The 12,510-nt window shown below is 73.0% G+C and carries 17 protein-coding genes; 9 read left to right on the top strand and 8 right to left on the bottom strand.

The genetic code is table 11. From position 1 onward, the window contains the following. Window positions 1-109 precede the first annotated feature (109 nt). Window positions 110-361, top strand: a complete 252-nt coding sequence (locus Aut01nite_RS07800) for a hypothetical protein (protein ID WP_043528561.1) — start codon at window positions 110-112, stop codon at window positions 359-361. 209 nt (window positions 362-570) lie between these two features. Beyond that, window positions 571-1,473, top strand: a complete 903-nt coding sequence (locus Aut01nite_RS07795; protein ID WP_043528559.1) for a sigma-70 family RNA polymerase sigma factor — start codon at window positions 571-573, stop codon at window positions 1,471-1,473. A gap of 46 nt (window positions 1,474-1,519) precedes the next feature. Here Aut01nite_RS07795 and Aut01nite_RS07790 read toward each other — a convergent pair whose 3' ends face one another. Continuing rightward, on the bottom strand, window positions 1,520-1,723 hold the full coding sequence (locus tag Aut01nite_RS07790; protein WP_043528557.1) for a response regulator transcription factor: 204 nt from the start codon (window positions 1,721-1,723) through the stop codon (window positions 1,520-1,522). 165 nt (window positions 1,724-1,888) lie between these two features. Here Aut01nite_RS07790 and Aut01nite_RS07785 point away from each other — a divergent pair, with 165 nt between their 5' ends. The 6 genes from Aut01nite_RS07785 (at window position 1,889) to Aut01nite_RS07760 (ending at window position 6,878) form a co-directional block, all read left to right on the top strand. Beyond that, a complete protein-coding gene (locus Aut01nite_RS07785; RefSeq protein ID WP_152628899.1) occupies window positions 1,889-2,215 on the top strand; it encodes a hypothetical protein in 327 nt (108 codons plus the stop codon). 2 nt (window positions 2,216-2,217) lie between these two features. Further along, entirely contained in the window at window positions 2,218-3,117 is a 900-nt protein-coding gene (locus Aut01nite_RS07780) for a hypothetical protein (RefSeq protein WP_052164144.1), read from the top strand. A 1-nt stretch (window position 3,118) separates the two neighbouring features. Next, on the top strand, window positions 3,119-3,604 hold the full coding sequence (locus Aut01nite_RS07775) for a hypothetical protein (RefSeq protein ID WP_043528554.1): 486 nt from the start codon (window positions 3,119-3,121) through the stop codon (window positions 3,602-3,604). Continuing rightward, window positions 3,598-4,926 carry a peptidoglycan-binding protein gene (locus tag Aut01nite_RS07770; protein ID WP_052164143.1) on the top strand — a complete coding sequence of 443 codons (1,329 nt, stop codon included), beginning with the start codon at window positions 3,598-3,600 and terminating at the stop codon, window positions 4,924-4,926. Before Aut01nite_RS07775 ends, Aut01nite_RS07770 begins: the two co-directional genes overlap by 7 nt. Next, window positions 4,923-5,591 (top strand): ABC transporter ATP-binding protein, encoded by a 669-nt coding sequence (locus Aut01nite_RS07765; protein ID WP_043528552.1) that lies wholly within the window; start codon window positions 4,923-4,925, stop codon window positions 5,589-5,591. The genes Aut01nite_RS07770 and Aut01nite_RS07765 overlap by 4 nt, the downstream gene beginning before the upstream one ends. 78 nt (window positions 5,592-5,669) lie before the next feature. Next, window positions 5,670-6,878, top strand: coding sequence for an ABC transporter permease (locus Aut01nite_RS07760; protein ID WP_043528551.1), 1,209 nt, complete (start codon window positions 5,670-5,672; stop codon window positions 6,876-6,878). Between the two features lie 142 nt (window positions 6,879-7,020). On the opposite strand, the gene Aut01nite_RS07755 is transcribed toward Aut01nite_RS07760, so the two are convergent. From Aut01nite_RS07755 to Aut01nite_RS07725, 7 genes are all read right to left on the bottom strand, one after another. Beyond that, window positions 7,021-7,773 (bottom strand): urease accessory protein UreD, encoded by a 753-nt coding sequence (locus Aut01nite_RS07755; RefSeq protein WP_043528549.1) that lies wholly within the window; start codon window positions 7,771-7,773, stop codon window positions 7,021-7,023. Between the two features lie 459 nt (window positions 7,774-8,232). Further along, window positions 8,233-8,946 carry an urease accessory protein UreG gene (gene ureG, locus Aut01nite_RS07750; protein WP_043528548.1) on the bottom strand — a complete coding sequence of 238 codons (714 nt, stop codon included), beginning with the start codon at window positions 8,944-8,946 and terminating at the stop codon, window positions 8,233-8,235. After that, complete coding sequence (locus Aut01nite_RS07745) at window positions 8,936-9,580, bottom strand: urease accessory protein UreF (RefSeq protein WP_043528546.1); 645 nt, start codon at window positions 9,578-9,580, stop codon at window positions 8,936-8,938. The genes ureG and Aut01nite_RS07745 overlap by 11 nt, the downstream gene beginning before the upstream one ends. Then, window positions 9,581-11,299, bottom strand: coding sequence for an urease subunit alpha (locus Aut01nite_RS07740; RefSeq protein ID WP_043528545.1), 1,719 nt, complete (start codon window positions 11,297-11,299; stop codon window positions 9,581-9,583). Continuing rightward, a complete protein-coding gene (locus tag Aut01nite_RS07735; RefSeq protein WP_043528543.1) occupies window positions 11,296-11,703 on the bottom strand; it encodes an urease subunit beta in 408 nt (135 codons plus the stop codon). Before Aut01nite_RS07735 ends, Aut01nite_RS07740 begins: the two co-directional genes overlap by 4 nt. After that, a complete protein-coding gene (locus tag Aut01nite_RS07730; protein ID WP_043528541.1) occupies window positions 11,700-12,002 on the bottom strand; it encodes an urease subunit gamma in 303 nt (100 codons plus the stop codon). Before Aut01nite_RS07730 ends, Aut01nite_RS07735 begins: the two co-directional genes overlap by 4 nt. A gap of 68 nt (window positions 12,003-12,070) precedes the next feature. Further along, on the bottom strand, window positions 12,071-12,259 hold the full coding sequence (locus Aut01nite_RS07725) for a hypothetical protein (RefSeq protein ID WP_043528540.1): 189 nt from the start codon (window positions 12,257-12,259) through the stop codon (window positions 12,071-12,073). Between the two features lie 47 nt (window positions 12,260-12,306). Between Aut01nite_RS07725 and Aut01nite_RS07720 the strand changes: the two genes are divergently transcribed. Next, a complete protein-coding gene (locus tag Aut01nite_RS07720; RefSeq protein WP_043528538.1) occupies window positions 12,307-12,495 on the top strand; it encodes a hypothetical protein in 189 nt (62 codons plus the stop codon). Window positions 12,496-12,510 lie beyond the last annotated feature (15 nt).

Here is a 12,510-nt window from a genome sequence, read left to right as displayed (position 1 = left end):
GTGGCTGCCGGCCCGGTCGGCACCCGAGTGGATGATGGGCGAGAGCCCGGGTACAAGGTGGTGTCAGCCGAGTTCAAGCAGGTCGTCGACATCGGGGAGTTCGACAGAAATGATCAGCACAGTTAAGGACCTGGCCGCCGAGGCGCTCTTCGTCTCGTACCTGCAGCCGTCCCAGAGCCCCAACCGGGCGGCTCTGGAGGAGGCGATCACCACGATGATCCTGCGGTACGGCAGTGACGGTTGTGCCGCCGGCGTCGCGGTGGAGTTCGGCGATCACCCGGACTGCGCGGTGCAGCGGATGGCATGGGTGCAGGAGGAGCTGGCCGAGGTGCTGGCCCTGCGGGCGCCGGTGCTGCGCTGACGTCCCCTCTCGCTCGAACCCGGTCGTGATCGCGGCCGGGTTCGTGGTTTAAACGCCTCGGTCCGTTCTGGTCCGCCTGGGCCTGAGGTTTTTCATGAAAAAACTCCACAAATACAACCGAGTTCGGCCGCCGCTGCACCTTTCAGCGGCCACTGTTCTTCTCGTCAGCCGGTATTCACCTGCCGGTTAGTACCTGCGAGGAGGACCACGTGACCACCACGACCGAACTCCCCGCCACCATCGGCGTCACCCACGACGCGCCCTCGGCGCGCGACATCGAGGACCTGATCCGCGAGAACATGCCGATGGTTGGCCATCTGGTCCGGGAATTGCTCAACCGGGTGCCCGGCCATGTCCACTCCGACGATCTCTCGTCAGCCGGCTTCGCGGCCCTGCTCGGCGCCGCCCGCTCCTTCGACGTGACCCGGGGCATCCCGTTCCACCGGTTCGCGGCCGTCCGGATCCGGGGCGCCCTGCTGGACGAGTTGCGCGGCCAGGACTGGGCCAGCCGATCGGTGCGGGCCCGGGCCCGGCGCGCCGCCACGGCCCGCCAGGAGCTCACGGCGGCGCTCGGGCGCACCCCCAGTGACGCCGAGGTGGCCGAGATGCTCGGCGTCGGCGTCAACGAGCTGGCCAGCGTCGAGGACGACGTGCAGAAGGCCTCCCTGCTCAGCCTGCAGGGTTTCCCCACCGGGGCGGCCGAGGAGATGGTGCCGGAGACCTCCGACGGGCCGGAGGACCTGCTGCTCAAGCGGGAACGCCTGGGCTATCTGCATCAGGCCATCCAGGCGCTGCCGGAACGCCTGCGCCAGGTGGTGCAGGAGTCGTTCCTTCAGGAGCAGCCGCTCAGCGAGGTGGCGGCCCGGCTCGGTGTCACCGAGTCACGCATCTCGCAGCTGCGCACCGAGGCGCTGCGCCTGCTCCGGGAGGGCCTGAACTCGTCGCTCGCGCCGGAGCTGCTCACCGTCGCGGCCGGCGGACCGCGTACCAGGAAGGGGTGTCTGCAACGGCGGCGCAGCGAGTACTTCGCCAAGGTCGCCCAGCAGGGGAGCCTGCACACCCGGCTGGCACTGACCGACAGTCACGGCGTGCCGATCGCGGTCGCCGCCTGAGAACCGCCCGGGGCGCGGGCCGGCGCGGAGCCGGCCCGCGCCCCTCTCATCGCACGGAGCGGCGCATCGCGACGGCCACCAGCTCGGTCCGCGACCCGGCCGAGAAGTGCGCCCGGAGCTCGACGATCTCGCGTTGCACGGTGCGCTTGCTGGCGGACACCCGGGCGGCGATCTGATGATCGGTGGCCCCTTCGCAGAGGAGCCGCAGAACGTCTCGCTGTCGCTCGGTCAGAATGTCGTTGTCCGGCAAGGACTCTCCCTGGAACGCGTACCTGATCCATCGACTTCCGGCGATACTATACGGCGCGGATGGCGACATCTCGCCAACATGTGACGCAGCCGTTGATCGATCCGTACCGCTGAGGCTAGCTTGAGCCCCGCATCGATGGTCACGCATCCGGTACGGGGAGGCACTATGCGTAAGGTAATGGTCGGGCTCGGCGCCGTGACGCTGGCGTTGACCGGTTCGCTCGTGGTGGCCTCGCCGGCGAGCGCGCTGACCGTCCGGGCCCTCGGCGACTACACCGGCGCCAGCGCGCGGATCCGCCACTCGCAGTACCTCAGCGACCCGGTGATCAACGGTCTCGGCCAGCCCGGCCACCGGACCGAGCACTACTGCCGCGCGTACGGCAGCTCGGTCAGCGGCAACACGTACTGGCAGTACCACACCAACCGGCGGACCAGGGTGACCGGCTACACCTCCGAGACGCTGCTCAACACCCGTACCGCCTGGGCCTGCTGACGGTGCTCCGCCCACGCCGGGCGGCCGTGCTGGCCGCCCTGTTCCTCGTCGCCGGCTGTGACAGCGGCGCTCCGGACACCGCAACGCCGCTGACCCCGCCCAGCATCGCGCCCGCCTCGGCCCTGCCGAAGGTCTCCGCCGGTGCGGCCCGGTCCCTGCCGCTGATGGCCTACCGGTACACCGACGAGGAGTTCGCCGTCCTCGCCCGGGCCGAAGGCCTGCTCGTCCAGCAGTGCATGCGCCGGCTCGGCTTCACCGACCACCAGCCGCCCCCGGCCCCGGCCACCGGCAACGGCTGGACCACCGGGCTTCCGCTCGGCATCGTCGACGCCGAGCACGCCGCCCGGTACGGCTACCACACCCCCGAGTCCCTCGACCAGCCCGCCGGCCCGGACCGCACCAGCACACCCCAGGACCGGATGGAGCTGGCCGTCCTGCTCGGCAAGAGCGAATTCGGCGACATCTCCGGCAAGGGGGTCCCGGAGGGCGGCTGCCAGGGCGAGGCGATCCGCAGACTGAACGAGGGCGGCCCCGAAGCCGACCTGGAACTGGACGGCCGGCTCGGCCAGCAGGCGAGCGAGGCCACCGAGGCCGACCCGCGGGTGACCGAGGCGATGGCCGCCTGGAGCGCCTGCATGGCCGCCGCCGGCCACCACTACCGCACCCCGATGGAGGCGTCCGGGCAGGAGTGGGCGCCCGCCCCCAGCGCGGCCGAACGAGCCGTCGCCACGGCGGACGTGCGCTGCAAGGAGCAGACCCGGCTGGCGGAGATCTGGTTCACCGTGCAGAGCGGCTACGAGAACCAGCTGATCGCCCGGAACCGGGAGGCGCTCGACGCCGGCCGGGCCCAGATCGACAACGAGATCAAGCGGGCCGCCGACCTGCTGGCGTCCGGCGGCTGACATGCCCGCGCGTGCCGCCCTCCCGGCGCTGGCGCTGACGGTGGCCGCCGCCCTGACCGCCTGCGCCGGGACCGAACCGGAGCCACCGGCGCTGCCGGACGACGTCCGGGTCGCGTACGACCGGTTCTGGGCCGCCTGGACCGCGGCCGGCGAGACCTCCGACCCGGACCTGCCGCTGCTGGCCGAACACGTCGCCGAGCCGCTGCTCTCCACCCTGCGCGGCAACCTGGAGGCCACCCGGACCGCGGACCGGGTGACCCGCGGCCGGGTCGGCCACCGCATCGAGGGATGGGAGGCCGACGCGGACGCCCGCCGAATCGTGGACTGCGTCGACCTCGGCGGATGGCTGCTGCACAGCCGATCCACCGGCGCGCTCCAGACCGGCCAGCTGACCGGCGACCGCTCCCAGCTCACCGAGATCGTGCTCCGCCCGTACGACGGGCGGTGGAAGGCCACGAACATGTACATCCTGGCGGACCGGTGCTGAACCCGTCCGCGGCCCGGCGCCGGCTGCTCACCGCCGTCGTCGTGTCGGTGCTCGTCACCGCCGGTGCGCTCGCCGTGTCCACGCGGCTCAAGTCACCGGCCCAGGTCGCCGCCGAAGCCGCGCCGCCACCGCCGTCGGTGCTGACCGAACCGGTCCGGCGGCGGATCCTGACCGCCACCGTGGTGCTGCGCGGCCGGGTCAACGCCGAACAGTCCGTCGACGTGGTGGCCCGCGGCAGCGCCGAAGCGGTGCCGGTGGTCACCGCGGTCCGGGCCGGGTACGGCGCCACCGTCCGGCCCGCCCAGGTGCTGATGGAGATCTCCGGGCGGCCGGTGTTCGCGCTGCCCGGCACCATCCCGGCCTACCGGGACCTGCGGCCCGGCGCGACCGGGCGGGACGTCGCCCAGTTGCAGCGGGCCCTGGACACGCTCGGCTTCGGCAGCGGCGGCGACTCCGACGGCGCCTACGGAGCCGGGACGGAGGCGGCGGTCCGCGAGTTCTACCGGTCCAAGGGATACGAACCACTGCCCGCCGGACCCGAGGACGAGGACCTGCTCCGGCAGGCCGAGACCGCGCTGACCGCCGCCGAACGGGCGCTGCGCGACGCCCGCATCGCCCACCGGACCGCGCCCGCCTCGGTGAAGGCGGCCGCCGCCCTGGCCGTCCAGGACCGGGAGGAGGACCTCGCGGCAGCCGAGGAGGAACGCGACCGGGTCGCCGGGCGGACCGGGCCGATGGTGCCGGCCGGGGAGACGGTGTTCCTCAGCGGATTCCCGGCACGCGTCGACAAGGTGACCGCCACCGTCGGCGCGGAGGCCAAGGACACACTGCTCACCGTCGCGGCCGGGCGGCTGGTGGTGACGGGACGGCTCACGGCGTACCAGAAGGATCTGATCCGCCCCGGGATGCCGGTGGAGATCCTCGCCGAGACCACCGGAACCACCGCCGACGCCGCGGTCAAAGCCGTGGCCGACACACCGGCGCAGCCGGGGCAGGACGGTGAGCCGGGCGCGGCCGCCGAACCCGCCCAGGCCGGCTACGAGATGGTGGTCGCGCCGGCCGGAGCGCTCGACGCCGCCCTCGCCGGAGAAGACGTCCGGCTCACCGTGACAGCCGCGTCCAGCGGCACCGAAGTGCTGGTGGTGCCGCTCGCCGCGGTCTCGGCCGGCGCCGACGGCAAAACCTCGGTGACCGTCGTCGACGGCGACGCCCGAACCCGGGTCGAGGTGACACCGGGCCTGGTCGGGGACGGGTTCGTGCAGGTCACCCCGGTCGGCGGCGCACGGCTCGAGCCCGAACAGACGGTGCTGGTGGGCTCGTGACCGGACCGGTGATCCGATTCACCGGAGTGGGCCGGACCTATCCGGGACCGCCGCCGGTACCCGCGCTGCACCCCTGCGACCTGGTGATCGAGCACGGCGAGATGGTCACCGTGGCGGGCCCGTCCGGCTCCGGCAAATCGACCTTCCTCAACGTGGCCGGGCTGCTCGACCGGCCCACCGAAGGACGATACGAACTGGACGGCGTCGACACCGGCCCGCTGCCCGACCGGGACCGGACCGCGCTGCGCGGCCGCCGGATCGGCTTCGTCTTCCAGTCCTTCCACCTGCTCGCCAACCGCAGCGCCGAGGAGAACGTGGCGCTCGCCATGCTCTACCACCGGGTGCCCGCAGCCGTGCGCCGCGACCGGGCCCGGGACGCGCTCAGCCGAGTCGGCCTGGACCACCGGCGGACCGCCCTGCCGCGCACCATGTCCGGCGGCGAACGCCAGCGGGTGGCGATCGCCCGCGCCCTGGTCACCCGGCCCAGCCTGCTGCTCTGCGACGAACCGACCGGGGCCCTCGACACCGCGACCGCCGAGACCGTGCTGGAGACACTGTCCGGCCTGCACGCCGAGGGGCTGACGATCGTGGTGATCACCCACGATCCGGTGGTGGCGGCACGCGGCTCACGCACCATCCGGATCGTCGACGGGGTGGTGTCGTGACGATCTCGCGTCCTACCCGGATCGGCCGGGTGGTGTCGTGACGATCTCGCGTCCCACCTGGATCGACGGGGTGCTGTCGTGATCGTCGAGCCCACCAGGCTCAGCGTCCGTGACCTGATCGCCGAGGCGCTGGCCGGCATCCTGCAACGGCCCGGCCGGTCCCTGCTCACCTGCCTCGGCACGGTCCTCGGCGTGGGAGCGTTCGTGGCCGTGCTCGGGCTCACCGCGACCGCGTCCGGGCAGATCGGCAGCCGGTTCGACGCCCTCGCGGCCACCGAGGTGACCGTCGAGGACGCGGGCGTTCAGGACCCGAGCCTGGCGTCCACCCCGTTCCCGGACGACGCCGAGTCCCGGCTCGCCCGCGTGCACGGAGTCGTCGGTGGCGGCGTCTGGTGGCCGGTCCCCGGCGCCGGGGTGCGGGCCGCCCCGGTCGGCGCGGCCGCCGCCGGGCAGCCGATCCCGGTGCTGGCCGTCACCCCCGGGCTGTTCACCGCGGTCACCCCGCGGATGACGGCCGGGCGTACCTTCGACGCCTACCACCAGCAGGCCGGGGCACGGGTCGCCGTGCTCGGCGCGGGCATCGCCCGGCAACTCGGCATCGGTTCGCTGGCGGCCCGCCCCGCCGTGTTCATCGGTGACGTGCCGTACAGCGTGATCGGCATCGTCGACGCCGTCGAACGGATGCCGGCCCTGCTGGTGTCGGTGATCATCCCGGCCGGTTCGGCGCCCGCCATCGGCGCGGAACCCGGCGAGGAACGCCCCCGCATGCTGATCGCCACCGAGGCCGGCGCGGCCCGCCAGGTCGCCGCCGAGGTCCCGCTCGCCCTGCGCCCCGACGCGCCGGACATGCTCACCGCCGTCGCCCCGCCCGACCCGCGCGCCCTCCGCGACCAGGTCGACGGCGATCTCGGCGTGCTCCTGCTGATGCTCGCCGGGGTGTGCCTGGTGATCGGCGCGGTCGGCATCGCCAACACCACACTGGTCGCCGTCCTGGAACGGGTCGGCGAGATCGGCCTGCGCCGCTCCGTCGGCGCCCGCGGCGTGCACATCGCCGCCCAGTTCCTCGCCGAGTCGGCGGCGCTCGGCACCCTCGGCGGCCTGTTCGGCTGCAGCCTCGGCGTGGTCACCGTGGTCGCGACCGCGGGAGTTCGGGGCTGGACCCCGATCGCGGAACCGCTGGCGATCGCCCTGGCCCCCCTGATCGGCCTGGCCACCGGCGTGCTGGCAGGCGCCTACCCGGCGTACCGCGCGGCACGGATCGAGCCGGTGGAAGCGCTGCGCCGCTGACCCAGGCCTACCCGGCTTGCGACCAACCCTTCGCTGGTACGCCACGGGCTCGCGGTCTACCCGGCTTGCGGCCAACCCTTCGGTGGTACGCCGAGGCGCTTGCCGGGCTGCCGGTCACCGCAGCGGCGGTATGCCGTCATGGTCATGCCGCGACCCCGGCCGGGAGCGTCGTCCGGCAGAGCGGGTCGAGCACTGCCTGCACCGCCCGGATGTCGGTGCCGACCGCCGTCGCGAGCGAGCCCGGTCCGGCCAGCGGCATCACGGCCGCGCCCGCTCCGGGAACGCCCGGTTCGAGAAGGTCCGCCCCCGCCGCCACCAGTGTCCCGATGGCCCGGCCCTCGCCCAGCACCGCAGCGCCGTCCCAGCCCGGCGCGCCCGGGCCGACCGTGAGTTCGTGCCGGTAGAGGGTGACGCCGCCGTACCGGATCACGGTGTCCGCCCGGACCGCCCCGGAAGGCTCGTCGTGCCGCCCGCAGACCAGGTCGTCGCGCCACAGCAGCGAGCCGCCCTCGGCCACGTCCACCCTGGTCACCACCACGTGCTCGCAGCCGGCTGCGGCGATCAGCGGCTCCGGGAGCCAGCGCAGCGAACCACCGGCGGCAACCGTGGCGGTTACCGTCAGCACCGACGCCGGGGCCGGCCGTCCGGGCAGCGCCAGCGACGCCGCCACGCTGAGCATCTCCAGCCGGGCGCCCGGCCCGACCTCCACGTCCAGCCGCAGCACGTCCCCGCGCAACGGTCCGGCCGCCCCGCCGACCAGGTGAACCGTCACCCCGCCGTCGTGCTGTCGCGGTCCGGTCCGGCGAAGCAGCAGTGGCGACTCCCCGCGCAGCACCGCCAGCCGGGTTCCGCCGCGCCCGTCAGCCTCGGCGACGACCCGTGCCTCTGCCCGCATCAGTGCACCCCCGCCAACCGGAAGCCGCCGCGGTTACCGCTAGCGCCGCTGGTGGTGACCGCGGCGGCATCGCCGGCGGTGTTGCCGTTGGCGGGGTTGCTGCTAATGGCGTTGGTGGTAGTCGTGGCGGGATTGCCGGCGGTGTGGCCGTTGGCGGGGTTACTGCTAGTGGCGTTGGTGGTAGTCGTGGCGGCATCGTCGACGGCGCTGCCACCAGCGGGGTTACTGCTAGCTGCGCTGCCACCCGCGGTGCTGCCACCCGCGGCGCTGCGACGAGCGGCGATACCGCTAGTCGCGCTCTCACCCGCGGTGTCATCGCTGGCAGGGCTGCTATCAGTCCTGCCGGCGGTGACGAGGCTGCCGCCACTGCCGGCACACTGGGCGGCCGGTCGGATCCGGTGGGCCGGGGATACCGGTAGTGGCGGGGGCAGGTCAGGCGCCGAGGGCGGCGGGAACGGGTCAGGCACCGGCGGGGGTGGTGCGGGCCGCGACCAGGCCGCGGATCCAGTCGGCGACCGGGGTGGCCAACTTGTCCTCGGCCAGGGACAGGAACACCGTCGGCAGGTCGTGGCGGCGGGCCCTGGCGTCGCGGTCCATCACCGACAGGTCGGCGCCGACGAGCGGGGCCAGGTCGGTCTTGTTGATCACGAGGAGATCGGCGGTGGTCACGCCGGGGCCGCCCTTGCGGGGCACCTTGTCGCCGCCGGCCACGTCGACCACGAAGATCTGCTGGTCGATCAGGCCCTTGCTGAACGTGGCGGTCAGGTTGTCGCCGCCACTCTCGACCAGCACCAGGTCCAGCGGCCCGAGGGTGGCTTCGAGGTCCTCGACGGCGTCCAGGTTGGCCGAGATGTCGTCGCGGATGGCGGTGTGCGGGCAGCAGCCGGTCTCCACCGCGCGTACCCGTTCCTCCGGCAGCACGCCGTTGCGGAGCAGGAAGTCGGCGTCCTCGGTGGTGTAGATGTCGTTGGTGACCACCGCCAGGCGCAGTTCCTCGCCGAGGGCCCGGCACAGCGACGCGACGAGCGCGGTCTTGCCGGAGCCGACCGGGCCGCCGATGCCGATGCGCAGCGCGCGCGGCCCGGTGTGCAGTGGGGCGTGCGGGTCGACGCCCGGTTCGGGGTGCGTGTGCGGAACCTCGTCAGGGCCGTGTTCGTGCAGTTCAGGATGCAAAGAGACGCACCTCCCAGGTGGCGTGGTGCTCGGCGCCGATGTCGAGCAGGGGAGCGCCCGCGGCCGGCAGGTCGTCGACCGGGTCGCTGGACCGTTCCGCGGCGGCTGCCGCGATCCGGTCACAATCAGGGGCGAGCCGCGCCAGCAGCGCGTGCACCGCGTACGGATCAAGACCGAGAAGCCGGACCGCCGCACTCGCCGAGCCGGTGATCGTGCCGTGTACCGCGGCGACCGCGGCCTCGGCGGGCGTCAGCCCGGCAGCCGCGGCCAGTGCGCCGAGCGCGACCGGCTGATGGGGTGCACGCCCGACGTCGGGGATCGGCCACATCGCCCGGCCGGCCCGCAGCAGCGCCCGGCCCTGAGCACGGGACGCCTTCCGCAGCGCCGGCGAGGGGGTCCGGGCGTCGAGACCGGCGTCGAGTTCGGCGCACCGGTGGACGTCACCGCAGGCCGCCGCCGCGAACGCCGCCGACACCAGCCCGCCGGTGGCGAGTCTTCCGCGCAGGAAACCGTCCAGCCCACCGACGTCACGGACCCGCCCGGCGGCGATCTGCGGTTCCAGCCCGCCGGAGTGCGCGTGCCCGCCGGAGGGCAGCCGCCCGTCCGCGAGCAGCAACAACGTGGCCAGGCTCATCTAGAAGAGGAAGTAGCGCTGGGCCATCGGGAGCACGTCGACCGGGTCGGGTTCGATGACCTGGCCGTCGATGCGCACCTCGAAGGTGTCGGCTTTGACCTCGATGTGCGGCATCGCGTCGTTGAGGGTCATGTCGGCTTTGCCCACCGAGCGGGTGTCGGCCACCGGCACCAGTGCCCGTTTGACGCCGATCCGGTCGTTGAGCAGGGCGTCGATGGCCGCCGGGGCGACGAAGGCGAGGGAGGTCTGTGCCGGCACCACGCCGTACGAGCCGAACATCGGCCGCGGCAGCATCGGCTGCGGGGTGGGGATCGAGGCGTTCGCGTCGCCCATCTGCGCGTAGGCGATCATGCCGCCCTTGAGGACCAGCGCCGGGCGGACCCCGAAGAACGCCGGATCCCAGAGGACCAGGTCGGCGAGTTTGCCGGGCTCGACCGAGCCGACCTGTTCGGCCATGCCGTGTGCGGTCGCCGGGCAGATCGTGTACTTCGCGACGTAGCGTTTGGCGCGGTTGTTGTCCGCCGCGGTGTCGCCGGGCAGGGATCCGACGCGGGCCTTCATCACGTGCGCGGTCTGCCAGGTACGGGTGACCACCTCACCGACCCGCCCCATCGCCTGCGAGTCCGACCCGATCATCGAGATCGCCCCGAGATCGTGCAGGTAGTCCTCGGCGGCCATGGTCGACGGCCGGATCCGGCTCTCGGCGAACGCCAGGTCCTCCGGCACCGCCGAGTTCAGATGGTGGCAGACCATCAGCATGTCGAGGTGCTCGCTGAGGGTGTTGCGGGTGTACGGCCGGGTCGGGTTCGTCGACGACGGCAGGATGTTCGGCTGTGACGCCACGGTGATGATGTCCGGCGCGTGGCCGCCGCCCGCGCCCTCGGTGTGGTAGGCGTGGATCGACCGCCCGGCGATGGCCCGCAGCGTCTCCTCGACGAACCCGGCCTCGTTCAGCGTGTCGGTGTGGATCGCCACCTGCACCCCGGAGGCGTCGCACACCTTGAGGCAGGCGTCGATCGCCGCGGGCGTGGTGCCCCAGTCCTCGTGCAGTTTGAACCCGCCGGCGCCGCCGCGCAGCTGTTCCCACATGGACTCGGCGGACATCGTGTTGCCTTTGCCGAGCAGCAGCACGTTGATCGGCCAGGTGTCGAGGGACTCCAGCATGCGGGCGAGGTGCCAGGCGTTCGGGGTGACGGTGGTGGCCTTGGTGCCCTCGGCCGGGCCGGTGCCGCCGCCGATGATCGTGGTGATGCCGGCGGCGAGCGCGGTGTCCAGGATCGTGGGGCTGATCAGGTGCACGTGGCTGTCGATCGCGCCGGCCGTGAGGATCTTGCCGTTGCCGGCGATGATCTCGGTGCCCGCGCCGATGACCAGGCCGGGGTGCACGCCGTCCATGGTGTCCGGGTTGCCGGCCTTGCCGATGGCGACGATCCGGCCGTCGCGGATGCCGACGTCGGCCTTGACGATGCCCCAGTGGTCGAGCACCACCACGCCGGTGATGACGGTGTCCGGGGTGCCCTCGGCGCGGGTGGCGCGGGACTGGCCCATGGACTCGCGGATCACCTTGCCGCCGCCGAAGACGACCTCGTCGCCGGGGACGGGACCGGCGCTGCGGTCCTCCTCGATCTCGATCAGCAGGTTGGTGTCGGCGAGCCGGATCCGGTCACCCTTGGTGGGCCCGAGGAGCGCCGCATAGCGGCGCCGATCCAGGAACGTCATCGGGGACTCCCGTTGTGCTCGCCCTCGCCGGTGTCCTCGTCGAGGGAACCGGCCGGCTCGATGTCGGTGGGGTCGTGCGCGGGCGGCGCAGGGTTCCTGTCGAGCGGGCCGGCGGCCAGGCCGCGCAGGCCCGGCACGATGCGGTTGCCGGTGAACGCGACGAGCGTGACGTCCCGCGGGATGCCGGGCTCGAACCGCACGGACGTGCCGGCCGGGATGGCGAGCCGGTGCCCCCAGGCGGCCTCGCGGTCGAAGTCGAGGGCGGCGTTCGACTCGGCGAAGTGGAAGTGCGAGCCGACCTGCACGGGCCGGTCGCCGGTGTTGCGGACGGTCAGCGCGCACGTCGTACGCCCGGCGTTGATCTCGATGTCGCCGTCGCCGAAGAGGATCTCGCCGGGGATCACGAGATCGGCCCGTGCACGGTGACGAGCTTGGTGCCGTCCGGGAAGGTGGCTTCGACCTGCACCTCGGCCAGCATCTCGGGCACCCCCTCCAGAACGTCGTCGCGGGTGAGCACCCGGCGGCCGGAGTCCATCAGCTCGGCGACGGTCCGGCCGTCCCGGGCGCCTTCCAGCAGGAAGGCGGTGATGATCGCGGTGGCCTCGGGATAGTTGAGCTTCAGGCCGCGATCGCGGCGGCGCTGGGCGACGTCGGCGGCGACGTGGATGAGCAGGCGTTCCTGCTCGTGCTGGCTGAGGAACAAAAGGGACCTCCTGATCGCGCCCGGGAATGCTCTCAGGGGGAAGTTTCGGGCGTGTAACCCCTCTGTGATCAAAACACTCTTGCGGCGACTCCGTCGATCAAAAGCTCCACGGCCAGGGCGAAACCGGTGTCGTCGGCGCCCATCGGGCGGTGCATCGTCCCGTTGACCTCGGTGTGCAGCAGCCCGCCGACCAGCGCGACCAGGACCGCGCCGGTGCGCTCGAACTCGGGCTCGGGCAGACCGGCGCCGCGCAGCACGGTGGCACCGGTTCGTCCAGGAGGCCCTCGCCGAGCAGGGCGACGCGGTGTGGGAGTTCCTCGATCAGGGCGGGCACATCTACCTGTGCGGAGACGGCGCCCGGATGGCGCCCGCCGTCCGCACCGAGTTGTACGCCATCCTCCGCCGCCACACCGGCGCCACCGCCGAACAGGCCGAGGCGTGGCTGCGCTCCCTGGAAGCGGCCGGCCGCTACCAGCAGGACGTCTTCGCCTGACCCTCTCCGCCGGGC

Origin of the sequence: Actinoplanes utahensis, from assembly GCF_016862455.1 — a bacterium.
GTDB lineage: Bacteria > Actinomycetota > Actinomycetes > Mycobacteriales > Micromonosporaceae > Actinoplanes > Actinoplanes utahensis.
This window is presented reverse-complemented; position numbering and strand designations above follow the sequence as displayed.